The organism is Pseudoalteromonas sp. P1-9 (genome assembly GCF_001399975.1).
Classification (GTDB): Bacteria; Pseudomonadota; Gammaproteobacteria; order Enterobacterales; family Alteromonadaceae; genus Pseudoalteromonas.
This window is the reverse complement of the sequence record NZ_LKBD01000026.1, coordinates 15,996-39,263: the sequence shown is the minus strand read 5'-3', so window position 1 is coordinate 39,263 and position 23,268 is coordinate 15,996. Positions and strand designations below refer to the sequence as shown.

Below are 23,268 nucleotides of genomic sequence, written 5' to 3'. Positions count from 1 at the left end.
CTAGTAAATAAATTTACCGATTGGATTAAGTAACTTGCTTAGGCCTTGTGTAAAGTGCAGCGAATCACTTGAAACAGTTAAGCACAGGCAACCATGTTCTGTAATTGGATTATGTGTATGTTTTCCGTCTAACCAAATAAAGTCGCCTCTATGATACTCACCCATATCGTCTTTAAAACTACCATCTAATAATAGTGTAATTTCAAAACCATTGTGAGTATGTTCGGGTACTGAACCGCCGCTGTCGATGTGCAACAAGCTAGTATGTAAATTGGCGTCTTCTAACCCAATGCGCGAACGTGATAGCTTGCCTAAATTAGCCCAGCTACTTAGCTCTAAATTTTTCAACACTTGAGGCAAGTAATAGCTATTTTCTTTCAGTGATAACTCAATCGGTTGCGCTGCAACAACATGATCTAGGCTGTCATCAAGCGTAATATCGTTGATTAACGCATCTAAATCGATATCTGACAAATAATCACTGTTGTCAGTGTCGTTACTAGTGTACGTAAACGCGCCTTTTGCTGCCTCAGCAGTCAGTGCTTCTACTTGCTGTTGGCAATGCGGGCACAATTCAATATGTGCAGCTATAACGACAGAAATAGAGGCTGGTAATTCACCCGCACAATAGGTTTTGAGCAGTGAAAGTTGTGGATGGTGCTTAATCATTGTCTGCTCCTATGTGCTGTCTCAATTTTGTTAGGGCTAAACGCAGTCGCGATTTAACGGTTCCTAACGGAATGCTTAAATTTTTTGCTAATTGCTCTTGCGATAAATCTTGAAAATATACGCCTTGAATAATTTGTCTTTGATTATCAGGAAGGCGGTTTAAATATTGCGCGATTTGCTTATCCATTAAGTGGTCGGCAAACACGTGCTCATCTGAATTTTGCGCTTCTGCTAATGGCCAAATATCATCGCTTAGTGTGTCTTCGTGATTAGCTTGAACTTTGCGCAACATATCAAAACTAATATTTCGCATTACTGTGTAAACCCACGTTGTCGCAGCGCCTTTCTCTGGATTATAAAGATGAGCCTTACGCCAAACGTTAGTCATTGTTTCTTGCAGTAATTCTGAAGCCATAACAGGGTTGTTAAATTGCTTTCTACCAAAACCTAAAATTTTTGGAGAAAACCATTTAAACAGAGACGCGAAGGATTGCTTGTCTCGCCTCTCAGCTATGTCATTTAACCAGCTAGATAGCGTTTTGCTGTCAATTTCTTGCCCATCTAAATTTGCGTTTTGCTTCATCGAAGATCGGTGATTATTGGTTGTTGTTGATATCATCATAGCGCTCTGACAATAAAATCATAGTAGACAATACGCTGTAATCACAAAAGCGATCAGTTTTCTTGACCTAAAATAATAGTTTTTAAAAAATCATCGGCTTGAGTAAAACTATCTGCGTTAGTAAAGAGTTGTTTTTTCTCGAAAGACAGCGGCAAAATTTCTAAAAACCGCGCACAAACCCAGTTAATATCGTCAAACTTTGGTTCAGGATATAAAGATGCCTGCTCAGGAAATTCTTCAAACACATGATGTAGCTTAGCGGCGAGCACTGAATGGTGATGTTGTTCGCTTTGCTGAGGCCAGTGAGGCACTTCGCTGCAATCAGCGAAACGCAAGTTGTCTTGATCCATCGTTACATTTTTGATGGTCACAAGGCTTTTCGCCTTGATATCAATATGTAGCAATTCGCCTTCTTGGGAGAAGTTAATAATATCGACCCAGGCGCCGAGTTTAGGCACGTTTAGCTCAGCTTGATGATCGTACAAACACAACACAAAACCATTTTGTTGGCAGGCAATCGACACCATTTTGAGATAGCGAGGCTCAAAAATACGAAGTCGAGTTACACCTTCGGGCAACAAAAATATTGGCAATGGAAATACTGGTAGATTCATAAGTAGCTTATTTTGAACAACATAATATGCTTATACGTATTGTTGCTAAAAAAGATCCATCTACAAGGAGATTACTTTGCCTTGGTTGTTTTTGTTGTTGGCAAGTTTGGCGTGGGTACTATTTGATTTTTGCCGAAAACGTCTGGTTGAAAATAACAGCCCTTTACTAGTAAGTTTTGTTTTTAGCTTGTTCACGTTACCGGTTTACTTGGCTTTTTGGCTCGCCACTGGTTCTTCCCAGTTGCCTCAAGTAATGGTTTATTATGTGTTTGCCAGTCTAAGTGGCTTGTTGGCAGCGCTTGGTGCGGTATCCTTTATTTCGGCGCTTGGGCGTGGTCGTTTTTCTATTTTGCTGCCCATGCTCGCGCTGACCCCTTTGATTGCAGCGCTACTAAATGCAGTCGTGTTTTCAAATATTCTTAGTTGGCAGGCGTATACGATTATTGGTATTTGCGCCTACGCCACGTATCGGCTGCTTGGTGAAGGGTTTGCTATTACAGAGCCAGGCGCCGGGTTTATGTTACTCGCGGCATTTTCTTGGGCGGGTTGTATTTGCCTCGATCAATTTGTATTACCACATACATCGGTGAGTTTTCATGCATTGTGGGTTAACTTAATTATGGTGCTAGTGCTTTTTTGTTCGCTTGTTACTAGGCGAAAAAGTGCGCTGTTGCCAAGGGGGCGTAAAATCTATTGGGCGATTGGCTTATGTGGTTTTGCAGCTGCGGTACTACTGCAATTTAGTGCGCTCAGATATTTAGATGCCAGTATTGTTGAGGCTGTAAAGCGTGCGATTGGCATTGTGGCTGCGATGGTTGTAGGAAGCGTTTTTTTGCGAGAAAAACTGAAACCATATCAGTATATATACGGCGTGATTATTATCTTTTCAGTATTAATATTTAGCTTTGTAACTGAGTAACACAGATCATTTTATAAAAATAATTTAAATTTTTTTGAACTTCCCCAAAACGGCTGTGTCTATTGAAATACAAGAAAGAGATTTCTTGTTTAGATATTTCCCTGAAGCATTAGTTGTTGATGATGCACTTTCGGCTCACATCCCTGTGAGCCTTTTTTATGCCTGTAATTAATCTAAATTTACATTTTTCTCGGCAAAATTCTTTTTTATTTCCTATATTTGAAAGTACTTACTTGAGCTTTAAATATCTCTATGGATAGCATCAAAAAACATCCGGAAATAAAGTGCTTTGTTACCGTGGCGACAATTGTGGCACAGCTAGAAGTGATTTTGACTGAAGCAAAAAGCTTATCGCTTACCTCCAAAAACGCCAGAGTTGTCGCAATTAGGGCGGGAGAGGCTGCTTTAGGCTTCAAATCGATCACCAATTTTATCAACGAATTTTCCGGGCGCACCATTCAAACAACAGAACATATTAATTTACACGCCAGCCAGTTATTTCGGCTCGCGTTACATCATTTGCGCGCTAGTCAATTTGAGCAGCACCTCGCTAATAGCCTTTCATTGTTTGAGCATCCGCAAAGTCGCGCATTACATCACAAGGCGACAGGGCAAGTGAAAGATGCCATGACAGCGCTTAAACATGAACTGCAAAACTTACAGTGGCAATTTGAAGAAATAGAACAACAAATGCGCGCAGCCGAATACATAGCAGTGACGTCGCGCGTAGAAGCATCACAGGCAGGTGAGTTTTGTGCCAGTTTGGAATCTGTTTCAGACTATATAAGCTCTGCTGCAATGCGTATTAAAGGCGCGATAGAGACTAACCTCCGCACACTCGATGAGTTAGAAAGGGTATTTAAATGAAATCGACCGATTTATACCAAGGTAAACATCACAAATGGATTGTGTTTGGCCGCGATCAGGGAAAATCAGAAAAAATAATTGATACCAACCAATATATGATTGTGACTAACCAGCAAACCATGTTGTTAGATCCAGGCGGCATAGAGCTATTTTCTGCGATGTTAGCTGGCATATTAAGTCATACTGAACTCGAGAAAGTGACCACCTTATTTGCATCACACCAAGACCCAGATATCATTTCTTCACTGGGTTTATGGGATAAAACTATTCCAAATGCCAAGCTATACGCGCCTTGGCTGTGGGAAGGGTTTATTCGCCACTTTGGTATGGATAATATTGAATACAAGTCGATTCCCGATGAAGGACAAGAATTGCGCTTAGATGGTGTGACGTTTCGTTTTATTCCAGCCCATTTTTTACATTCCTCGGGTAACTTTCATGTTTATGATGCTGACGCCAAAATACTGATGAGCGGTGATATTGGCGCTGCGCTTGAAGAGCCCGATGCTCCCATGTTTGTTGAAGATTTTGCCAAACACGCCGATAAAATGCGTTACTTTCACCAGCGCTGGATGCCATCTAATAGTGCGAAAAAGAATTGGATTGCGCGCGTACGCGAACTTGATATAGACATGATGGCGCCACAGCACGGACGGATCTTTAAAGGTGAGGCAGTACAAGAGTTTCTAGAGTGGTTTGATAATTTGGAAGTTGGTATAGTGAATTCGTAAGTTGATAACTTGAACTTATAGTTAAAAAACAGTCATAACTTACTGATATATTATAATAAAAAGTGTGAAAGCGCGCTTGTCTAATGCTTTTTGATATTGCCTTTTGTGTGAATTAATTTGGGATTCATTGCGAACCAGCATAATGAGTAGTACGTAAATTAAAACGTAATGTGTTTTTGAGTTCAGGAATATGATTAAAGGAAACGGTATGACAAGGGTTTTAGTTGGATTAGCTGTATTGTTTGCATCATTGGCATTACATGCAAAAGACCAAGGAAAAGTACAAGCGCTGTATGACTTTGACCATAAAGTGCATTATCGCCAAACACAGTTGGCTGATAACAAATACAAGCTGTCTATTCGAGAAGGCAGTTATCAAGAGTTTGCTAAACAATCTGTATTTATGTTGCGCCACAGCGCAGCGCTGTGTAAAAGCGATAAATTTAATCTTAAGTTTGTGTCGGGAATTCAAGCGTTTGAAAAGTTCCCAACAGAGCCTAGAGCAAATCCAGGCCCATTAGTTGCTGAGTTAACCTGTAACTAATCATGCAAGTGAAATAAAGAATATGCTAACAGCGTTAAAATTTTCGATGTAGATTAACTACATGCGGAAATTCTACTTTGTTAGCTTTTCATCATCCCGCGTTATTTCCGGTTACGTAATTAGCAAAATGGGTATCGCTGTTAATCTTGATAGCCCCATGGTGCAGCAGGTGGTGTAATGGGGTTAGTTAAATCAAAGTCTACTCTAAACTCGCGCCCTTCACGTACTAAGCGATAGGTATATGTCTCTGGATAAATGAAAATTTGCCATGTATTTCCATTTGATTGTGGAATTCCTTGTTTTACAAATAACTCTTTTGAGTATTGATCGGCAGGAAAAGATTGTGCGTGTTGCCAGCCACCATCAACTGTATGGCCGCCATACATGGTTGATACATCGTATTCACCGTTACTCATGCGGTGGTCGTGCTTCAAACTTAAACCTGAACCAGTTTTGGTAATAATCCATGTGCGTGATGCATCGTCACCAACATGAAATGGAATTTGTAGTTCAGTGTCACTGCATTTACGCACATGCATTACTAATTTTTTACCGCTGAAAGAACCGTTGTCTTGGTTATCAACCGTTACTTTCCCTTGGTATGCCTTACCGCAATGAGCGCGTAATTTAGCGAAAAAAGCGTCGTGGCTAGCAATGCTAACTTGTGGTGCAGGTTTAACTACCGCTGGGCCGAGATTTTTTGCGCTGCTCGCCGCAAGTGCTGAAGCAGGTAATAAGCTGCTAATGAGTGCAGCCAAAGCAAATTTATATTTCATCGTGTAATTCCATATTTCTATTTGGTAGCCCAGGGGGAGCTGTAAATTAAGTTATGAGGTGATCTTTCGTAACGCCTTAAAAAAGCACATGTGTGCATAGCGCAGCAAAAATCAACAGGCTCTAGCATAACATTCATTTAGCATAACAAAAGAGCGTTGAGATGAGGTTAATAACGCTCGTTGTGATGAAGTTCACAAAATAACAATTTAGCATTAGTTAAAGTTATTTATGTTTGTTGCATTTGCAATATAGGTGTTTGATTCAGAAATAAGTTTTTTAAAAACGGGTTGTGTTGTGTCTAATTTAGGTATTAAATGGCCTCGATTAAATAAATGTTACAAATATTCTAAAGCTATGCTGTTTTTAGTCGACAACATATATGCGTTAGAACAATAAATTGTTTAATCAAGCCTTATACAATTTCCCCCACCGTCACTGAAGTTTAGAGGTAAAAATGTTTCAAGCCATAAAAATTAAAACTAAGTTGCAAATCCTTTCAGGGGTCGCGGTAGTTTCAATGGCTGCTCTCACGTTATTAAATGTTTATATTGCAGGGAAGAAGCAAGTATTAGTGGATGCTACAGAAGATTTAATTGCTACTGAGCGCGCTGTCGCAGATACATTGCGTATTGAAGTTAAATTTTTGGAGAAGCCCGCGTCAGGTTTCCGTCAAGAATTAGTTAATCGAGTTGGTGAGGCTGATTCAGCCTTAACTAAACTACAACAAAAACTATCTGAATTTGATGTAACTCCACGTGCGCTTGCTGATACAAAAGAAATGCTATCAACATTAGAGCGTGATTTTGTCAGTTTAGATGAACTGTATATTGAGTATGGTTACAACCAAAATGTGGGTTTGCGTAAAGAACTACGCGGCGCCGTTCATAAATTAGAAGAACAAGCAAAAGCGACTAATCGCCTAGATATCAGTGTTTTAGTGCTACAACTACGCCGTAGTGAAAAAGATTTCATTATGCGAGGTGACAAAAAATACATTGCGCGTATTAACAGCACGGTTGCTGAGTTAGAAAAGTTGCTACTTATCAGCAATGATAGAAACTTAATCAGCTTATTAAAGCAGTATCAAAATGCCTTTTTAAAAGCGTCTGAGCGTTATCTTGCAATTGGCTTTAACCAAACAACAGGCCTAAAGAGTCAAGTTGCAGAAACCGAAGATAAGCTAAAAATATCACTTGAAGCGCTAGGGGTTGAATTAGAGGCCATTCAAGAAGATATCTACGCTGATGCTAAAGTGCAGCAAATTGCATTGAGTTTAATTCTGGCATTCGCATTAGTTGGCTTTTTATTTACCATCACACGCTCAGTTACAACATCAATTGATAGTGTTATTAACGATATTGACCGCATTGCGCATTCGGGTGACTTGTCGATTAAGGTTCGCAAACACGGTAATGATGAATTGGCGATGTTGGCCGATAGTGTGAATGAATTAATGGCGAAGTTTTTATCCGTTCTACAAACCATTCATCACTCGGTTGAAATTGTAAATACTGAATCGACTCGAGTAGCGCAGGTAGTGGAATCGAGTGGTCAACAACTGGTTCAGCAAAAATCGGAAGTTGAAACGGTTGCAAGTGCGGTAACTGAAATGGGCGCGGTAGCGCACGATATTGCGATTAATGCTGAAACAACCTCCAACCGCGTTGATACAGTTTCACAAAATGCGACGATTGGACAGAAGCAAATAGAAACAACCGTTGATCAAATGACCTTATTGAGTAATCAATTGGTTGAATCTGCTGAGCAGGTTAATTTACTGCGTGAAAAGAGCAATGCAATTAACGCTGTGATGGAGGTTATTCGTGGTATCGCAGAGCAAACTAACTTGCTTGCGTTAAATGCCGCGATTGAAGCCGCGCGTGCGGGCGAGCAAGGTCGAGGTTTCGCGGTTGTTGCGGATGAAGTTCGCTCACTTGCGGTGAAAACCCAAGAGTCAACGCAAGAAATTACGCAGATCATTACCGACTTGCAATCAAGCACTGCGAACATTGTAGACAGTATTGGATTGTGTAAATCGCAGGGTTTAGAAACGGCTGAGCAAACAGATAAAGCGGGTAAAGCATTCGCGGAAATTATTGCTGATATTCAGGAAATCTCAGAGATGACGTCAACCATTGCGGTTGCGGTTGAGCAGCAATCTACCGTGGCACAAGAAATAAACCAAAATATTGTACAAATTAGCGACTATGCAGATGAACTAGCAAATAGCTCACTGGCTAACTCTGAAGCCTCAAATCAGGTTTCACATCAAGCTGATGAGCTCGATAATGCAATAAAGTGGTTCAAAATTTAACTAAAAAAATTAAATGGTTAGAGTAAAAGCGAGGTTAGTAATAGCCTCGTTTTTTTATTGCTTTTTAGAATATCTTGGTTAACTTTAATACAGTGCTCACAAACAATAAGGAAAAAGACATGGCAAGTTACACAAAGCACCAAGCAGGCACATTTTGCTGGACGGAATTATGTTCTCGCGATTGGGCGTCAGCGAAAGCATTTTATACTCAACTATTTGACTGGCAACATGATGATCAGCCGATAGGTGATGATTTGTATTACACCATGCTGCAACTTAATGGCAAAGATATAGGTGCCATGTACCAAATGGAAACAGAGCGTTTAGAGCAGAAAGTCCCAAGTCATTGGCTAAATTATATTGCGGTAGATAATGTTGATGAAACGGTTGAGAAAGCTAAGCAAGCAGGTGCACGTGTCATTGCTGGTCCCCATGATGTTATGGATGCAGGGCGCATGGCAATGTTCTTTGAGCCTAACGGAGCGATGTTTGCGATATGGCAAGGTAATCAGCATTGTGGTTCACAAATCAAAAACGAAGCGCGCAGTGTATGTTGGAACGAGCTTGCATCAAAAGACGCCGAGGCAAGCCGACAGTTTTATTCATCTGTATTCGGCTGGCAATACAAGGTTGAAGATATGGATGGTATGCCATACACCATTTTTACGTTAGGTGATGAAGAAATTGCGGGCATGCTGGAAATGAATGAAGAGTGGGGCGATATGCCAGCACACTGGATGACTTACTTCCAAGTAACCAATTGTGATGAAACCTTAGCAAAAGTAGAGGAGCTGGGTGGTACCGTATGCGTACCTGCAACCGACGTGCCTAATGTGGGTCGTTTTAGTGTGATCAACGATCCACAAGGCGGATTTTTATCTGTGATTGAAATGTAGCAACCTGTTTATCAAGGGCTTGTATTTTAAATAAAAGATACCAATGTCTATTGGTATCTTTTTTATTGGGAAAAAATTATGACACAACATGTGGTTATTACGGGCGCAAACCGTGGTATCGGGCTTGCGTTTGTTGAGCAATATATTGCACAAGGTTTTAATGTTACTGCTGTGGTGCGCACTGCAAGTGAAAAACTTAATGCAAGTGGTGCAAATGTTATTGAGGGAGTCGATGTGGCAAATGCAGATGATATTGCCAAACTAACAACGCAACTTGGTGAACAGGCAATTGATATTGCAATAAACAATGCGGGGGTGTTTCATAATGAAAGCCTAAGCAATATGGATTTTGCGAACCTAGAGCAGCAAATTAATATAAATGCAGTTGCGCCGGTCCGTGTGACGCATGCACTGCAAAAAAACTTGCGTGCTGGCAGCAAAGTGGCAATGATCACAAGCCGTATGGGGTCAATTGAAGATAATGGCTCAGGTGCATATATAGGTTATCGCATGTCAAAAGCCGCGCTTAATGCCGCGAGTAAAAGTATGGCGATTGAACTCGCATCACGTGATATTAGCCTAGCAATTTTACATCCAGGTTTTGTACAAACCGCAATGGTAGGCTTTGCTGGCGATATCACACCTGAGCTTGCCGCTAGTCGTTTAATTACGCGTATTGATGAGTTAAATTTAAATAACACAGGCACTTTTTGGCACTCGAATGGCGAAGTGTTGCCTTGGTAATTTAACGCTCTACAGGGCTGGGTAAATCAAGTAACAGCGCAAAGCTGTAAAGCATGGTTTGCTCCGCCTCCGTTAATTGATTATCCCACTTAGCTGTAAACTCGATAGCTTGTAAAAACGCATTGCGATTTTTCAGTGGTAAACGAGTGAGTACAGCAAAAAACTGGTGTGCGTGCTCAATATTAAACAGATTAAACTCAATTACCTCCAAATCTTTCATATTAAACTGCTTACATGTTGCTTTAAACGCTTGCTGTTGCTCATGTTCTGATTCGTGACCAATCGCTGCAATTAAACTCACAAAGTATCGCCATGCGAGAATCAGTTTTTTGCTATTACGAGTGGTAACGGCAAGGGTACGTTTCGCTTTAGTGACTTGCATTAAGATAATTTCTAAATACAACCAAGTAATTAAATGCTGATTGCGTTGCCTGGTATTTGTTTTAGGCGCTGGATTTTTTTGCTTAACAATTTGCCAGCACAACTCAGTGAAGTCGTGTTTTTGTTTTTCCCCTAGGCTGGTAATACTTGGCGATGCTAACTCGATAAGTTGAAAGCGTTCGTTTTCAGATAGTTTAGCAAGTTCGCTTTCGGCGCAATCAAGGGTATATGCATCAACGTAGTGTGATGCTAATAAGCAATTTAGTTGTAAACTTCGTAACTCAAACTCGTCACTAATTAATAAAAGAGGAATAAGTGTAAAACACGCGTAAGGGTCGTGTACTAAATGCGATAGTTTGTCTGATAAATGACTGGTATCGGCAGTGATGGTTTGATTGATTATAGGCGTGCTGTTTTCAGTTAAAAACTCGCGTGTTGCGCTTAATTGCATTGCTTGGTAGTTGGCAACACTAGGCCTTTCACGAAAACCAGTACTTGGCGGTTGCCAACTTGGGTCTAGCTTAGCAATTCGCTTAACAATTGGCGGATGAGTCGAAAATGAACTTATCCAAGGGGTTCTTATTTGATTAAAAAATAAATGGCTGTATTGATGAAAGTGAGCATTGCGATGTGGCATACGAAGTCCTGCAGCTACTTTCAGCGCATCTGCGAGCGCTGCTGGATTACGATTAAACTGGCAGGCACTGGCATCCGCTAGATATTCGCGGCGACGGCAAATTGCAGCTTTAATAAAATCGGCCATTAATGTACCAATATAGCCGTAACAAATGAGCATAAGTGCAATTACCAACTCCAAGCCACCAGAGCCTTTAGCGTTACCACGCCCCGCAGCGGCGGCACGCTCGAGTATCCATTCACCTGCTAAACCGATAAAGCTAATAGCAAAGGTAGCTGCAACTAGTCGATTATTCAGTTTTATATCGCCATTAACAATATGGCTAAATTCATGGGCGACAACCGCTTGCAGTTCGTCACGGGTTAGTTTTTCAAGTGCACCTCGGGTTACCGTAATTACCGCGTTATGGCTGTTATGACCCGCCGCAAATGCGTTTACTTGGCTATGATGCAATTGTAGGTAAACGCGAGGTACTGTGGTACGTGCCGCAATTGCCATTTCTTCAACCACATTGAGTAATTGCTTTTCTAACGGATGAAAGGTGTTGGGCTGTATACGTGTTGCACCTAATTGCTCAGCAATTTTGCTGCCACCCGTACGCAGTTGGCGGTATTTATAAATGCCCGTAGTAAAAATAAGTATTGCAGTAATGAGTGCTGATGGAATATGCCATTGATATGGATTTTGTGCACGAAACACATCCCAACCTTGGTACAAAATAAGGTTTAGATTACTGGCTATTCGAGCATCGAAAATAAGACCAAAAAACCATTGCGCAAGCAACACAATTAGGCCAACGGCAATACAAAATAAGCAAACCAGCATAGCGCTGGCACGCCGGTTTGCAGCTTGTTGCTGAAAAAAGTTTTTCATTAATTAAAGTTGTACAGAGGGGGTTTGTCGTATACTGGTTTTTTCTAGCTCTAACACGCTGGCATCATTTTTGTGGCCAAATTTAGCTGCAACTAAGTTGTTTGGAAAGCTTTGTTTGTAGGTGTTATATTGCATAACTTCATCGTTATAGGCTTGGCGCGCAAAGGCTATTTTATTTTCTGTTGAAACCAGCTCTTCATGTAAATCTTTTACCGTTTCGTTGGCTTTTAATTCAGGGTAATCCTCAATAGTAATCTGTAAACCTGACAGGGCCTGCGTTAAGGTGTTTTCAGCGTTAGCTAATTGTTTAATCAGTGCGCCATTGTTTGGAGCTTGTTTTGCCTGCTCTAAACAACTTAACGCGGCATTTCGCGCTTTGGTGACTTGCTCTAGCGTACTGCTTTCATGTTTTAAGTAAGCTTGGCAGGTGTTGACTAAATTTGGGATTAAGTCATGACGTCGGTGTAGCTGCACATCAATTTGTGCAAAAGCGTTAATCACGTAATTGCGATACTTAACGAGTGTATTAAATATCACAATAACAAACACTGCTAATAACGCGAGGATAAGTAATAAAATACCAATAGTTGAGAAGAAGTTATCAATTACACTGGTCATTAAATTTCCTTGAGAAATGTCTCTAAATTGTCAACACAATGGCTAAAAGCGCCAAAAAATTCAACTATTTTGCTATCATATCGGCAATTACCCAAATTTAATACGAGAACAATATGGCAGATGACACGCTAGCGACAGAAAATATAGATATCCCAGTGTTTTTTTTGGCGCCTGAGATGCCTATTACACAAGACGCAGAGCCTGCGTTTTTTGTTTCAGTGGCACTTACCGAAATGGTAATGGCTGAAATGTGCCAAAAAATTACCGATGAAGAAACACATACGGTATTTCTAACTGATTACGCGTTTAACGACGTAACAGCAGATTGGCAGCGTGCAGTGACAAATATTGAATCAGTGCAATTGCACCTTAAAAAAGGCCCGCAATTAGCGGTGATGGTTTGCAGCGAAAACGAGCAACAGTTTATTTCACCATGGTTGGAATTTGCACCTGAGTTTGATTTAGGACTTGATGACGAGGACGTTGAGTAAATGAAAAAGTTCGTTGTTTTATTTTTCATAATTGTGGTTTCTGGCTGTACAGCTTTGGCGGTCAATAACTGGCATAACAAATATGGTAAACCTGAAGTAAAACAACGAATAGTTGCACATCATAGCAGTGATGGGCAATTTTATCAGAGTGCGGTAAAACCCGTATTAGAAAGCCGTTGTGTGGTGTGTCATGGCTGTTATGATGCGCCTTGCCAGTTAAAGTTAACATCGGCAGCCGGTATTGATCGTGGCATTAGCAAAGAGCTCGTTTACGATGGTACGCGATTAGTCGCAGCAAAGCCGCACCGATTATTTATTGATGCCGATTCAACATCTGAATGGCGGGAACTTGGTTTTTCACCGGTTTTAAACGAATACCCCGAGTCATCAGCGAACAACCTTGCCGCAAGTTTGCTCTACAATACATTACTTGTTAAAAAGTCAAACCCGCTGCCACACGTGGCGCAGCTTGGTGAAGAATACGATTTTTCGCTAGATAGAACGGCGACCTGTGCCAGTATCGAAAGCTATCAGCAAGTCGCCGAGCATCAACCATCACTGGGTATGCCTTATGGTTTTCCTGCCATTGATGATGGCGAATTTAACGTGTTGCAGCATTGGTTAATGCAGGGCGCAAAAATGACCAATTTAGCGCCGGTGGACCAATTCACTGCGCAGCAGGTTGAAAAGTGGGAAGCATTTTTAAACCAAGCGCCTGCTAAGCATCAACTGATGGCGCGCTATATTTATGAGCACTGGTTTTTAACAAATATTTACTTCAGTAATGCTAAAGAGCAGCATTTTTATAAGCTGGTGCGTTCAAAAACACCACCGGGCGAGCCGATTGATGTAATTGCGACGCGTAGGCCATTTGATGAGCCAAATGTGGCGCGAGTTTATTATCGCTTGCAGCGCAACCAAGCCAGCATATTGGCGAAAAACCATATTCCATTAGCACTTAATAACAAAGAGTTAGCGCGACTACATCAGCTGTTTATTGCAACCGATTATGCCGTGTCGGAATTGCCTAGCTACGCAGTAGATGTTGCCTCCAACCCGTTTAAAAGCTTTGCTCAGATCCCAACTGAGGTGAAGTACCAGTTTTTACTCGACCATTCACAAACCATTATTATGGGCTTTATTAAAGGGCCGGTTTGTCGTGGTCAAGTGGCGCTGAATGTAATTAATGACCACTTTTGGGTAGCATTTGTTGAACCCAAACGTGTTGCCAATGCCAATATGGATGAGTTTTTTCATCAAGTAGATGATTTATTGGCAATGCCGGCAGAGGAGCAAAGCAATGCGCTGCCAATTAGCAGCTGGGTTAAATATGCCAGACTACAAGCTAAGTTTTTAGCGCGCAAAACAGCCAAAATGAATGAATCGTTTGCTGGTGGCAAAGGGCTTGATATGTCGCTGCTTTGGCAAGGTGAAGGGCATAATGATAATGCCGCACTGACTATTTTCCGCCATTTTGATAGTGCCACTGTAGTTAAAGGGTTGGTTGGGCAAGCACCAAAAACCATGTGGGTACTTGATTACAGCTTATTTGAACGCATTCATTATTTGCTGGTGGCAGGGTTTGATGTATACGGTAATGTTGGGCATCAGTTGGTAACACGCCTATACATGGACTTTTTACGCATGGAAGGTGAACAAAACTTCTTAGCGTTTTTACCTATTGAAGAGCGTAAAAGGTTACGCAATTATTGGTATCGAAAAGCGCCAAAAAATTTAGTTGAGCATTTGGAGTCTAATGCGCAGTTTAACCAAGAAACAGGCATTAAATATCAAACTAATGCACCAAAGACGGAACTTTACAGCAATATTAAACAGCATTTGTCTACGGTGTTAAATACGCGCCATGAGCTGGCAAGCGATGCAATTAGCCAAGCACTTGGAGAACTTAACTCGCTGCCAAATGATGCAGTGCAGCAACTCGCACAAATTTCGTTTATTTTAGTTAAACAGCAGGGCCAGCATAAAGCTTATAGTCTGTTACATCATAATGCGCACTTTAATATTTCCAGTTTGCTTAACGAATATGCGCAGCGAGCACCGGGCGAAGATACTGTAAGCTTAGTGAGTGGTTTTATTGGTGATTACCCAGCGGTGCTGTTTTATCTTGAGCAGCATCAGGTGGATGAGTTTGTCGCGCAATTTGGTAAGGTGAAAACGGAACAAGACTACATTCAGTTAAAAACCCAGTTCGCGATTAGGCGTACGCATCCCGAGTTTTGGCGTTACAGCGACATTCTGCATAAAACAGCCAAACAGAATTTACAAATCGAATACGGAATCTTTGATTACAATCGTTTTGAGAACAAATAGTTAATCAGTTCGCTTGGTTTTATCTTTGTGAAACTGATGTAAACAGCATGCTAACACTTGATTTGTTCCTAAAAAATTTGGCAAAATCCCATAGTTCGTACTAGTTGAGAATAACAATGAAGATTTTACTAGCGATAAGCATTCTTTTATTACCTTTTTTTGCCCAAGCAGGGAAAGTTCAGCGAAAGTGTTACAGTTCTGATGGCACCGTTAAGTTCACAACACGTCGTTGTGGCCCAGGTGAGCGAGAAGAAATTGTTAATAGTGGTCAATCACTTACGCAATTTGCTCAAAAAGCTAGCAATAACGTGAGTACTTTAGGTTCGGGATTAGATAATTCTGATCTGACTTATTTTTTAACGCAAAACTACTCACAAACTGCGTGGAGTGAAAATATTGTGCGCAGTTACCTTGAGCCTGAGCAGGCGGTTGTTGTGGTTGATACCTTCCGTATCTATAAGTTAGAGGAAATTTGTCAAGCCACTATGCAGTGGATTGACCGTTACCCACACTCTCGTTTTGATTTGTCATCAATGCGCCTTGAATTTAATACGGGTGAAACCTTTGATGCGCGTTATGTGAAGAAATCACAGTGTGATTTTGAGCTGAGACAGTAATCGCTTTTTGATACACTACGCCCAATTTAATTTTAGAGAAAGATTATGTCTGCCAATGTAAACAAAATTTGCACTATGCTAGAGATGCAAAACGCGATGAATACTAAAGTCCATGCCGAGTGGTTTAATCAGGGATTTGAATGGTATCGTGCAATTTGGGTTGAGTGTGCTGAAATGCTAGACCACTACGGTTGGAAGTGGTGGAAGAAACAAACACCTGACACTGAACAAGTAATTCTTGAGTTGGTAGATATTTTCCATTTTGGTTTATCGCTTCGCATCGATGGCGAAACAAGTTATCAAGAGTTAGCAGAGCAGTTAACTGCTGAACTAGAAAAGCCAACTCAAGCTGACGATTTTAAGCAAACACTTGAGCTACTTGCTGCAAGTGCCGTGGCAAACAAGACATTTGATGCGGCAGCATTTGCTGGTTGTATGGCGCAAATTGGTATGGATATCGACGATTTATATCGTGGTTATGTTGGTAAAAACACGCTTAATTTTTTCCGCCAAGATCATGGCTATAAAGATGGCAGCTACATTAAAGTGTGGAACGGTCAAGAAGATAACGAACACTTAGTTGAAGTAGTGAAGTCACTCGACATTAATCAAGATAACTTTGCTGAGCTGGTATACAAAGGTTTAGAGGCCCGCTACCCAGCGTAAGTTATAAAACAAATTAAACAGTACAAAAAGGCCACTTATGTGGCCTTTTTTTATGGGTTAAGTTATCGGCAGCAAAGTGCGGTAGTCTTCAATAGATAAGTAATTATCAATAGTGCGTGTTGCTTTGGTGGAATCTGGGTTTGCAACTGCAAGAAGGTGTTTAATTCCAAATTGTTTTGCCGCATCAAGCACTGGCAAGCTGTCATCAACAAATAACGTTCTTTCTTTATCAAAGCCTAGCTTTTGTTCTACCTGCTGCCACAAGCGTCGTGACTCTTTACTCACGCCAAATTCATGGGTTGATACAAGCGCATCTAAATGCACATCAAAGGCTGTTTGTTCAATTTTTAATGAAAGGCTATCTGGATGCGCATTGGTCAGTAAAATAAGCGTTTTTCCGGCCTCTTTAAGCGATTTTAAAAATTCAGGCACGTCTTCTCGAATGCTAATTAAGTGCTTAATTTCTTGCTTTAGCTCGACAATTGGCAAATCGAGTTCCTGCTGCCAGTAATCTAAGCAGTACCACTGTATTTGTCCTTCCACTTGTTGGTATTTTTCTGACAGTTGTGCAAATGCTTGTTGCTTAGTGATACCGTGTTTTTCTGCAAGTTTTTGTGGGATTAGTTCAAGCCAATAATGGTTATCGAAATGAAGGTCTAATAATGTGCCGTCCATATCAAATAAAACGGTATCGATTTCCTGCCAATTTAACATAGGTTTTTTAGTTTAAAAGTTTTATTATAAATTTAGACTGTAGTTTAACAGAGTTTCAAGATGGCCGAGAATAAAGGATTAACACTCCCCCAAATTACACACGTTACTGAGGTGTCGCACAGTAAACTATTTACGGTTGAGGCGATGGACTTAACTTTTTCAAATGGTGTTAAAAGACAATATGAAAGGGTGAAAGGCGGTGGCCGAGGTGCGGTGCTTGTAGTGCCTGTGGATAGTGAAAATAATCTAATATTAGTGCGAGAGTACTGTGCCGGTACCCACGACTATCAACTTGGCTTCCCAAAAGGTCTAATTGATCCTGGTGAAACTGCGGTGCAAGCTGGTAATCGCGAGCTAAAAGAAGAGGCTGGATTTGGTGCAAAGCAACTTGCTGAGCTAAAGTTAGTATCGTTAGCTCCAAGTTATTTCAACGCCAAAATGCATATATTGTTGGCGCAAGATTTATACCCCGAGAAATTAGAAGGGGATGAACCTGAACCACTTGAAGTTGTTAAGTGGCCGTTAAGCGATTGGCAAACACTATTACAGCAAACCGACTTTACCGAAGCGCGCAGCGTTGCTGCACTATTATTAGCAAAACAGTATTTATCTTAATTTAATTTACAGTAGTACCGAATGAAAGAATTTATTGAGCCTTGTATTGAAATAGCGCGACAAGCAGGCGACGCTATTTTAGATGTATACCATCAAGATGACATTCAACTATGTGAAAAGTCAGATAACACGCCTGTGACAAAAGCAGATTTAGCGGCAAATGAGGTGCTATTAGCGGGTTTAAAAGCGCTAGCACCCGATATCCCGATTATGTCTGAAGAAACCCCAATTCCTGCACTCTCTGACCGTGAGTCGTGGCAGCGATACTGGCTGCTCGATCCGCTTGATGGTACAGGCGAGTTTGTGCTTAAAAGTGGTGACTTTGCAGTAAATATTGCGCTTGTGGAAAACAATAAGCCGGTGTTTGGCGTTATTTTTTGGCCAACCGAAGGGGTTACGTATTGGGCGATGCAAGGTGTTGGTTCATTTAAGCGTGAAAATGGCGAAGATGTTCAGCTGCAAGTTCAAAAGCAATCTCAATTAAAGTTAGCTGTCAGTAGGCGACAAAATATTGCAACGGTAAGTCAATACATTGACTCAGAGTTTGATACATTGCCATTAGGTTCGTGCTCATTAAAAGCGTGTGCAATCGCTGAAGGACGTGCTGATGCCTTTATGCGAATAGGGCCAACTGGAGAATGGGACACTGGCGCATCACAAATAATTGTAGAAATGGCAGGTGGTAAGCTTTTTGATGCGGAATTCAATCCAATCACCTATAACCAGCGCGAAACAACTGAAAACCCTGACTTTATTATTACGGGCGATCAAAGTTACCCTTGGCAAGAAATGATCAAACCGCATAAGCGTTGATGCTAATTTGAGCGGTTAAACAGTTTTTAAAAGAAAACACTTGCATAACTGTCATAAATCCTTATTATAGCGCCTCACTTAAGCAGCAAAGCTTAAGAACACAGGCGCGGGATGGAGCAGCCTGGTAGCTCGTCGGGCTCATAACCCGAAGGTCGTCGGTTCAAATCCGGCTCCCGCAACCAATTTTTGGTAGCCAATTCTTTTAGAATGAATTAAAACTTCTAAGGCTTGTTCACGTTCGTGAACCATTCTGACGCGGGATGGAGCAGCCTGGTAGCTCGTCGGGCTCATAACCCGAAGGTCGTCGGTTCAAATCCGGCTCCCGCAACCATTTCTTAGTACTTTAAATTCTCCAATTTTTATAAATAGTTTATTTCGCCCTACGGTCGTCGTTGGTGCCCAACGCGCATCACATCCGGCTCCCGCAACCATTTTTTAATACTCCCAATTTTTCAGTTTTCATATACAGCTTTTTCTACTTTTGAAATTATTCCTTTATATTTAGAGCTTCTGGCTTTTCCGGCAAATTATCAATTAACGCTTAATATCGCGTTAAGTCGTAAACTATTAATTTGCTATGTAATATCTTTCAAGTGAATCGTTAGTCTGAGCATATCTTTGTGTTGAATACCATTTTCGAAAATTGGTTTAGGGTAGTTTTCCAAGAAGTGGTTTTTAATCACACTTTCAACACGAAATCCTAATTTTTGGTAAAAACTAAGTTGATGACCAAAAGCTCCAGTGCCTAATTCAATTATTTTAACGCCTTTGTATTTTATTTCGGCAATTGCATATGCCAGCAATTTAGAACCTGTTCCCTGTGCTTGATAAGCTGGCTGCACCGCAATATTCATAAGCTCGAAAGAGGTGTGTGAGCGTCGTTGAAAGACACAAGCAGCAATTACATTGTTATCGATAACTGCGGCAAAGCAGATGCCATTTGCTAAATATGCCTGTACTTTTTCAATGTTTGGGTCGGCTTCGAGTAAAAGAGCTAAAGGAAGCTTTTCAGGCTCAATGGGTATTACCTGCATCAGAGTTACTTACTTTGCGTGAAATGTTTTACCAGTAACTGATAGGCATGGTTTGCTGTAATGTAGTCACTAGTATGCTGGTTATCTTGTCTATCTGGATGTGATGCGAGTGCGATTTTATACCAAGCACGCTTTACCTGTTTCAAATTAGCGTCACGAGCTAAGCCAAGCGTGTTAAATGCTGTAGTTAAATTATCTGATGTTATTGTGCTATGTTCAGCGTAGTACTGCCAAAAGTTATCCAGTAACTGGTTTATTTCATCGTTTGAGATAGCGATATTGTTAAAGTTTAAATAATACTCTGAAAGCGCAGAGTTATGATTTGTGACTTGGTTTTCTTGATACTTAACAAGCTTTATATTGATTGATTCAATAATTAAACTATACCCTAACTCTTTTGCATCATGTTGAAGGTTGAATAGGGCATTCATTACCAGAAAGTTTTGCTTAAACAGGTTTTGCTCTGGGTTTGAATCTAGGGTGTGCAGTAGCTTTTGTTGCTTCAATTGGTTAAAAAGCGCGTTGAGTTTACAATTCTGGCATTGCAAAAGCGTTGCTAAAATAGCTTGTTGCAGTGTTAATGAGAGTGCTTCAAAGTTGCTATTCAAAATGTTCACTTCCTGAGAAAGTTAGGCGACATACTGCCGCCTAACATTTATAAGCTTTAGTGCTTTTTAGCGTAGCTTTCGGCTTCGCGCCAAACACGCATTGTATTACCGCCTAATAACTTAATAATATCTTTATCAGAGTAGCCGCGATCTAATAAACCTTGCACTAGGTTAGGGTAGCTTGCGACGTCTTTTAAACCGATAGGTAGTGAGTCACCAACGCCGTCGTAGTCAGAGCCAATACCAACATAATCAATGCCAATTAGTTTTGCTACATGGTCAATATGATTCAGTACTTGTTCTAAACTTGCAAACGGGTATGGGTTTTTAGCACTGTATGCTTTTCTGAAATCTTTTACTTGTGAACTATTTTCGCCGAAAGTCTCTTTGGCCTGTTTACGTGCCGCTTTCATTTTATCACCCCAAGCACCCGCTGCAGAGGTTACAAAACTTGAACCAAAGTTAATTTGAATAACACCGCCGTTTTCTTTGAGAGCAAGCAGCATTTTGTCATCCATATTGCGCTCAAAACCCGGCGTATATTTACGCAGTGATGAGTGCGATGCAATCACTGGCACTTTCGATAATTCCATAACCTGATAAAACGCATCGTCTGAAATATGCGAAACATCAATCAGCATGCCGATTTTGTTCATCTCTTTTACTAGATCTTTACCAAATGGGCTTAACCCCTTCCACTTACGACGAATATCATATGATGAGTCAGAAATATGGTTGCTTTGTGAGTGCGCAAGGGTAATGTAACGCACACCACGGTCAAAGAAATGCTTAAGGTTTGCCATTTCTCCTTCCATTGGCGAGCCGTTTTCCATGCCCATAGCAAGTGACATTAATCCTTGCTTAAACTGCGACTCAACGTCGGCAGTACTAGTTGCAATAGCAAATTTATCTGGTGCACGTTGTGCTAATGCTTCCATGCCATCAATTAATTGATTGGCTAGTTGGTAGCTTTTTCCTTTGCCTTCAAATTCGAGATTTGCTGGAATGTAAATCGACATGAAAGGCACATTTAAACCGCCTTTTACACCTCTTGGGTAGTCAAAATCACCACCTTCCGTGGCTTTTGAGACATCATCCCACTTGTGGTAAATACGGTAAGGTACATCGATATGGGTGTCGATTAATAAGTTCTCTTGTGCGAGTTTTACTGCTTTTTCTGATGCTGTGTATTGGGTTGCACCTGCTGTGAACGTTGCCATAATGGCACTTGCGATTAAGCTTGTTTTTATTAGAGATTTCATAGTGGATTCTGTGTCGTTGTTTTCTTTATTGTGCTTGCTTTGATGAGTAAAGCAATAGAATCGCGATAGAAATGTTGTGAGCTGTTGGTAATCGAAAGTTGTGAGTAAGAAAGTGAAAAGTTAAAAGATAGAAAAGGCGCTGCCTTTTCTATTCATAATCTGGGTGTGATTCAAAGTCACTAGCGGGCATAATATTAATCGTTTCATGTAATTCAGAAAATACTAACACTGCTATGCCACTTTTGAGCTGTGCTCTCACTTGCTCAATTTTTAAGTTGAGTGCTGCCTCTTCTTCACCGTAGTCAGTGCCTTCGCGCAGAACAAATTCTTTAATTAAATTAGTCAGAGTATCTGGGTCAATTTGTTCAATCGGAACGATCATTTTAATTTGCCTAAAAGTTGTTGCTGGAAAAAATGGGGAACTTGCTGCTCTAGCCAAAAAATTGGCTTAAATGGGTTTTTACCGCTTATAAAGCCAACATGTCCACCTTGTTTGGAAACCAGTAGTTTAACCGCGTTGCTTACGTCTTCTTTTTGCGGAATAGCTTCTTGTGACAACATAGGGTCATCTTTTGCATGAATCACTAGAGTGGGGGTTGTGATGCGTTTTAAATACTGTTTTCCGCTTGATTTTAGGTAGTAATCGGCCGCATCAATAAAGCCGTGTAATGGCGCTGTTACTCTGTTGTCGAATTCCCATAAATCGTAAATGTTTTCTAGTTGCTTTGCCGTTAAATTAATTGATTCTTTAATGTTATCCAGTTTTCTTGCTGTTGATTTTTTTAACCTATCCAGTAAGTACTTCTGATACAGCTTAAAACAACTCTTTTGAATCACTTTACATGATGAGGCTAAGGCAAACGGAGCAGAAACAACGGCTGCGGCATCTAGCTGACATTCGTCTTCATACTCACCTAGGTATTTGGTTAATACATTGCCACCGAGTGAAAAGCCAACAGCCATTAGCGGCTTATTTGGAAAGCGTTGCTTGAGTGTATTAACTAAAAAGTGTAGATCGCTGGTTTCGCCGCAGTGGTAGGCGCGTGCCTGCAAATTGGCTTTGTGTCCACAGTTTCTAAAGTGTAATAACACGACATCAAAACCGGCTAACGTTAGTGCTTTCATCATGCCTTTAGCGTAGAAGCTATCAATATTTCCTTCTAAGCCATGCAATACAATTGCTAGCGGTTTCTCGTCGGCAGCAATATGTTGAGAACTCCAAATCAATTGCAGAAAGTCGTGATCGGGCGTAGTGATTTCTTCAATATTGTAATCCACAGTAAGATTTGGGCGAAAAAAGCGCGGTAAAATGGTTTGTGCGTGCCGATTGGTCATCCACCAAGCTGGCTTAAAGTTTTGATCCATGGCTGTGTACAAAAGAAAAATATTGGCTCAGTGTATCATACCAATTCTCAATTATAATTATTCATTTTGAGGCATTAAACCATCGCTAACCGCGTTAAAGTTTTTCATGTAGAGCAGCTTTATAGCGAAATGATTGCCTTGCAACCAGCGCGGTTTTATTGCCTCACAATAGAGCACTTAATTATCCAAATTGGTATTAGAAAAAATAAAGCACCAAACTAGTTGCCTAGTTTGATGCTTTAGTGCGTCGTGCTTAATTCTAACAGGGTTTTTCAAATGCCGGCCCAAGCCCACATTATCAAATTTTATAAAACTGGTTATGACTCGCTAGGCTGATCGTTCTTAATCTTATTAATAAAGAAGCCTACGTAGAAAAGGCAAAGAACAATAACAACACCTAAAATGCCAAATGATAAAAAGAGCACAGGGTCCTGGAAAAAGTCTCTAAATAAATTGCTCATTGTGTTTCTCCTCTAACGTCAACACGAAAGAGAATAGAATAAGGTGAGCATAGTGATCATGACCTAGATCAATATTTATCCCGCG

The 23,268-nt window shown here is 40.8% G+C and carries 26 protein-coding genes and 2 tRNA genes; 15 read left to right on the top strand and 13 right to left on the bottom strand.

Annotation, left to right across the window (positions count from 1 at the left end; genetic code table 11):
- The 3 genes from AN214_RS15140 to AN214_RS15130 form a co-directional block, all read right to left on the bottom strand.
- A complete protein-coding gene (locus AN214_RS15140) occupies positions 1-669 on the bottom strand; it encodes a ChrR family anti-sigma-E factor (RefSeq protein WP_054980487.1) in 669 nt (222 codons plus the stop codon).
- On the bottom strand, positions 662-1,252 hold the full coding sequence (locus AN214_RS15135) for a sigma-70 family RNA polymerase sigma factor (protein WP_021033051.1): 591 nt from the start codon (positions 1,250-1,252) through the stop codon (positions 662-664). Before AN214_RS15135 ends, AN214_RS15140 begins: the two co-directional genes overlap by 8 nt.
- 92 nt (positions 1,253-1,344) lie before the next feature.
- Positions 1,345-1,905, bottom strand: a complete 561-nt coding sequence (locus AN214_RS15130; protein WP_054980486.1) for an LON peptidase substrate-binding domain-containing protein — start codon at positions 1,903-1,905, stop codon at positions 1,345-1,347.
- Positions 1,906-1,981: 76 nt separating this feature from the next.
- Between AN214_RS15130 and AN214_RS15125 the strand changes: the two genes are divergently transcribed.
- The 4 genes from AN214_RS15125 (at position 1,982) to AN214_RS15110 (ending at position 4,966) form a co-directional block, all read left to right on the top strand.
- The gene (locus AN214_RS15125) at positions 1,982-2,824 is read left to right on the top strand and encodes a DMT family transporter (protein WP_054980485.1); all 843 of its coding nucleotides are present in this window, start codon (positions 1,982-1,984) and stop codon (positions 2,822-2,824) included.
- A gap of 309 nt (positions 2,825-3,133) precedes the next feature.
- Complete coding sequence (locus AN214_RS15120; RefSeq protein WP_235576767.1) at positions 3,134-3,691, top strand: chemotaxis protein; 558 nt, start codon at positions 3,134-3,136, stop codon at positions 3,689-3,691.
- The gene (locus tag AN214_RS15115; protein ID WP_054980483.1) at positions 3,688-4,422 is read left to right on the top strand and encodes an MBL fold metallo-hydrolase; all 735 of its coding nucleotides are present in this window, start codon (positions 3,688-3,690) and stop codon (positions 4,420-4,422) included. The genes AN214_RS15120 and AN214_RS15115 overlap by 4 nt, the downstream gene beginning before the upstream one ends.
- Positions 4,423-4,630: 208 nt before the next feature.
- The gene (locus AN214_RS15110; RefSeq protein ID WP_054980482.1) at positions 4,631-4,966 is read left to right on the top strand and encodes a hypothetical protein; all 336 of its coding nucleotides are present in this window, start codon (positions 4,631-4,633) and stop codon (positions 4,964-4,966) included.
- Between the two features lie 140 nt (positions 4,967-5,106).
- Here AN214_RS15110 and AN214_RS15105 read toward each other — a convergent pair whose 3' ends face one another.
- Positions 5,107-5,742, bottom strand: a complete 636-nt coding sequence (locus AN214_RS15105; RefSeq protein ID WP_054980481.1) for a hypothetical protein — start codon at positions 5,740-5,742, stop codon at positions 5,107-5,109.
- A 518-nt stretch (positions 5,743-6,260) separates the two neighbouring features.
- Between AN214_RS15105 and AN214_RS15100 the strand changes: the two genes are divergently transcribed.
- The 3 genes from AN214_RS15100 to AN214_RS15090 all read left to right on the top strand — a co-directional run bounded on the left by AN214_RS15100 (position 6,261) and on the right by AN214_RS15090 (position 9,697).
- On the top strand, positions 6,261-8,057 hold the full coding sequence (locus AN214_RS15100; protein ID WP_235576766.1) for a methyl-accepting chemotaxis protein: 1,797 nt from the start codon (positions 6,261-6,263) through the stop codon (positions 8,055-8,057).
- Positions 8,058-8,176: 119 nt separating this feature from the next.
- Positions 8,177-8,953 carry a VOC family protein gene (locus AN214_RS15095; protein WP_054980479.1) on the top strand — a complete coding sequence of 259 codons (777 nt, stop codon included), beginning with the start codon at positions 8,177-8,179 and terminating at the stop codon, positions 8,951-8,953.
- Between the two features lie 78 nt (positions 8,954-9,031).
- Positions 9,032-9,697, top strand: a complete 666-nt coding sequence (locus tag AN214_RS15090) for an SDR family oxidoreductase (protein WP_054980478.1) — start codon at positions 9,032-9,034, stop codon at positions 9,695-9,697.
- Between the two features lies 1 nt (position 9,698).
- Here AN214_RS15090 and AN214_RS15085 read toward each other — a convergent pair whose 3' ends face one another.
- Together AN214_RS15085 and AN214_RS15080 are read right to left on the bottom strand one after the other, a co-directional pair.
- Positions 9,699-11,588, bottom strand: coding sequence for a M48 family metallopeptidase (locus AN214_RS15085; RefSeq protein WP_054980477.1), 1,890 nt, complete (start codon positions 11,586-11,588; stop codon positions 9,699-9,701).
- Between the two features lie 3 nt (positions 11,589-11,591).
- Complete coding sequence (locus tag AN214_RS15080; protein WP_054980476.1) at positions 11,592-12,206, bottom strand: LemA family protein; 615 nt, start codon at positions 12,204-12,206, stop codon at positions 11,592-11,594.
- 113 nt (positions 12,207-12,319) lie between these two features.
- Between AN214_RS15080 and AN214_RS15075 the strand changes: the two genes are divergently transcribed.
- The 4 genes from AN214_RS15075 to AN214_RS15060 all read left to right on the top strand — a co-directional run bounded on the left by AN214_RS15075 (position 12,320) and on the right by AN214_RS15060 (position 16,311).
- Positions 12,320-12,697 carry a hypothetical protein gene (locus AN214_RS15075; RefSeq protein WP_010562196.1) on the top strand — a complete coding sequence of 126 codons (378 nt, stop codon included), beginning with the start codon at positions 12,320-12,322 and terminating at the stop codon, positions 12,695-12,697.
- The gene (locus tag AN214_RS15070) at positions 12,698-15,028 is read left to right on the top strand and encodes a fatty acid cis/trans isomerase (protein WP_054980475.1); all 2,331 of its coding nucleotides are present in this window, start codon (positions 12,698-12,700) and stop codon (positions 15,026-15,028) included.
- 116 nt (positions 15,029-15,144) lie between these two features.
- Complete coding sequence (locus AN214_RS15065) at positions 15,145-15,645, top strand: hypothetical protein (protein WP_010562194.1); 501 nt, start codon at positions 15,145-15,147, stop codon at positions 15,643-15,645.
- A gap of 45 nt (positions 15,646-15,690) precedes the next feature.
- Complete coding sequence (locus AN214_RS15060) at positions 15,691-16,311, top strand: dUTP diphosphatase (RefSeq protein WP_054980474.1); 621 nt, start codon at positions 15,691-15,693, stop codon at positions 16,309-16,311.
- Positions 16,312-16,368: 57 nt separating this feature from the next.
- Here the strand turns inward: AN214_RS15060 and yrfG are convergent, their stop codons facing one another.
- Complete coding sequence (yrfG, locus tag AN214_RS15055) at positions 16,369-17,025, bottom strand: GMP/IMP nucleotidase (protein WP_054980473.1); 657 nt, start codon at positions 17,023-17,025, stop codon at positions 16,369-16,371.
- Positions 17,026-17,085: 60 nt separating this feature from the next.
- Here yrfG and nudE point away from each other — a divergent pair, with 60 nt between their 5' ends.
- The 4 genes from nudE to AN214_RS15035 all read left to right on the top strand — a co-directional run bounded on the left by nudE (position 17,086) and on the right by AN214_RS15035 (position 18,784).
- Entirely contained in the window at positions 17,086-17,640 is a 555-nt protein-coding gene (gene nudE, locus AN214_RS15050) for an ADP compounds hydrolase NudE (RefSeq protein WP_054980472.1), read from the top strand.
- Between the two features lie 21 nt (positions 17,641-17,661).
- On the top strand, positions 17,662-18,453 hold the full coding sequence (gene cysQ, locus AN214_RS15045) for a 3'(2'),5'-bisphosphate nucleotidase CysQ (protein WP_054980471.1): 792 nt from the start codon (positions 17,662-17,664) through the stop codon (positions 18,451-18,453).
- A gap of 105 nt (positions 18,454-18,558) precedes the next feature.
- Positions 18,559-18,635 (top strand) — tRNA-Met (locus tag AN214_RS15040).
- Positions 18,636-18,707: 72 nt separating this feature from the next.
- A tRNA-Met gene (locus tag AN214_RS15035) sits at positions 18,708-18,784 on the top strand.
- Between the two features lie 244 nt (positions 18,785-19,028).
- Here the strand turns inward: AN214_RS15035 and AN214_RS15030 are convergent.
- The 6 genes from AN214_RS15030 to AN214_RS23045 form a co-directional block, all read right to left on the bottom strand.
- Positions 19,029-19,487: a GNAT family N-acetyltransferase gene (locus tag AN214_RS15030; RefSeq protein ID WP_054980470.1), complete on the bottom strand. Its 459-nt coding sequence runs from the start codon at positions 19,485-19,487 to the stop codon at positions 19,029-19,031.
- Positions 19,488-19,492: 5 nt separating this feature from the next.
- A complete protein-coding gene (locus tag AN214_RS15025) occupies positions 19,493-20,095 on the bottom strand; it encodes a DNA-J related domain-containing protein (protein ID WP_161805694.1) in 603 nt (200 codons plus the stop codon).
- Positions 20,096-20,151: 56 nt separating this feature from the next.
- Complete coding sequence (locus tag AN214_RS15020; protein WP_054980468.1) at positions 20,152-21,357, bottom strand: dipeptidase; 1,206 nt, start codon at positions 21,355-21,357, stop codon at positions 20,152-20,154.
- A 148-nt stretch (positions 21,358-21,505) separates the two neighbouring features.
- Positions 21,506-21,739 (bottom strand): YheU family protein, encoded by a 234-nt coding sequence (locus AN214_RS15015; RefSeq protein ID WP_054980467.1) that lies wholly within the window; start codon positions 21,737-21,739, stop codon positions 21,506-21,508.
- Positions 21,736-22,722: a hydrolase gene (locus tag AN214_RS15010; RefSeq protein ID WP_054980466.1), complete on the bottom strand. Its 987-nt coding sequence runs from the start codon at positions 22,720-22,722 to the stop codon at positions 21,736-21,738. The genes AN214_RS15015 and AN214_RS15010 overlap by 4 nt, the downstream gene beginning before the upstream one ends.
- Positions 22,723-23,039: 317 nt before the next feature.
- Positions 23,040-23,183, bottom strand: a complete 144-nt coding sequence (locus tag AN214_RS23045; RefSeq protein WP_010562184.1) for a DUF3149 domain-containing protein — start codon at positions 23,181-23,183, stop codon at positions 23,040-23,042.
- Positions 23,184-23,268 lie beyond the last annotated feature (85 nt).

Bases quoted from the DNA above. Each gene is read 5' to 3' on its own strand.
- AN214_RS15140 (WP_054980487.1), bottom strand. From the start codon at position 669: ATGATTAAGCACCATCCACAACTTTCACTGCTCAAAACCTATTGTGCG.
- AN214_RS15135 (WP_021033051.1), bottom strand. From the start codon at position 1,252: ATGAAGCAAAACGCAAATTTAGATGGGCAAGAAATTGACAGCAAAACG.
- AN214_RS15130 (WP_054980486.1), bottom strand. From the start codon at position 1,905: ATGAATCTACCAGTATTTCCATTGCCAATATTTTTGTTGCCCGAAGGT.
- AN214_RS15115 (WP_054980483.1), top strand. From the start codon at position 3,688: ATGAAATCGACCGATTTATACCAAGGTAAACATCACAAATGGATTGTG.
- AN214_RS15110 (WP_054980482.1), top strand. From the start codon at position 4,631: ATGACAAGGGTTTTAGTTGGATTAGCTGTATTGTTTGCATCATTGGCA.
- AN214_RS15105 (WP_054980481.1), bottom strand. From the start codon at position 5,742: ATGAAATATAAATTTGCTTTGGCTGCACTCATTAGCAGCTTATTACCT.
- AN214_RS15100 (WP_235576766.1), top strand. From the start codon at position 6,261: ATGGCTGCTCTCACGTTATTAAATGTTTATATTGCAGGGAAGAAGCAA.
- AN214_RS15095 (WP_054980479.1), top strand. From the start codon at position 8,177: ATGGCAAGTTACACAAAGCACCAAGCAGGCACATTTTGCTGGACGGAA.
- AN214_RS15090 (WP_054980478.1), top strand. From the start codon at position 9,032: ATGACACAACATGTGGTTATTACGGGCGCAAACCGTGGTATCGGGCTT.
- AN214_RS15085 (WP_054980477.1), bottom strand. From the start codon at position 11,588: ATGAAAAACTTTTTTCAGCAACAAGCTGCAAACCGGCGTGCCAGCGCT.
- AN214_RS15080 (WP_054980476.1), bottom strand. From the start codon at position 12,206: ATGACCAGTGTAATTGATAACTTCTTCTCAACTATTGGTATTTTATTA.
- AN214_RS15075 (WP_010562196.1), top strand. From the start codon at position 12,320: ATGGCAGATGACACGCTAGCGACAGAAAATATAGATATCCCAGTGTTT.
- AN214_RS15070 (WP_054980475.1), top strand. From the start codon at position 12,698: ATGAAAAAGTTCGTTGTTTTATTTTTCATAATTGTGGTTTCTGGCTGT.
- AN214_RS15065 (WP_010562194.1), top strand. From the start codon at position 15,145: ATGAAGATTTTACTAGCGATAAGCATTCTTTTATTACCTTTTTTTGCC.
- AN214_RS15060 (WP_054980474.1), top strand. From the start codon at position 15,691: ATGTCTGCCAATGTAAACAAAATTTGCACTATGCTAGAGATGCAAAAC.
- yrfG (WP_054980473.1), bottom strand. From the start codon at position 17,025: ATGTTAAATTGGCAGGAAATCGATACCGTTTTATTTGATATGGACGGC.
- nudE (WP_054980472.1), top strand. From the start codon at position 17,086: ATGGCCGAGAATAAAGGATTAACACTCCCCCAAATTACACACGTTACT.
- cysQ (WP_054980471.1), top strand. From the start codon at position 17,662: ATGAAAGAATTTATTGAGCCTTGTATTGAAATAGCGCGACAAGCAGGC.
- AN214_RS15030 (WP_054980470.1), bottom strand. From the start codon at position 19,487: ATGCAGGTAATACCCATTGAGCCTGAAAAGCTTCCTTTAGCTCTTTTA.
- AN214_RS15020 (WP_054980468.1), bottom strand. From the start codon at position 21,357: ATGAAATCTCTAATAAAAACAAGCTTAATCGCAAGTGCCATTATGGCA.
- AN214_RS15015 (WP_054980467.1), bottom strand. From the start codon at position 21,739: ATGATCGTTCCGATTGAACAAATTGACCCAGATACTCTGACTAATTTA.
- AN214_RS15010 (WP_054980466.1), bottom strand. From the start codon at position 22,722: ATGGATCAAAACTTTAAGCCAGCTTGGTGGATGACCAATCGGCACGCA.
- AN214_RS23045 (WP_010562184.1), bottom strand. From the start codon at position 23,183: ATGAGCAATTTATTTAGAGACTTTTTCCAGGACCCTGTGCTCTTTTTA.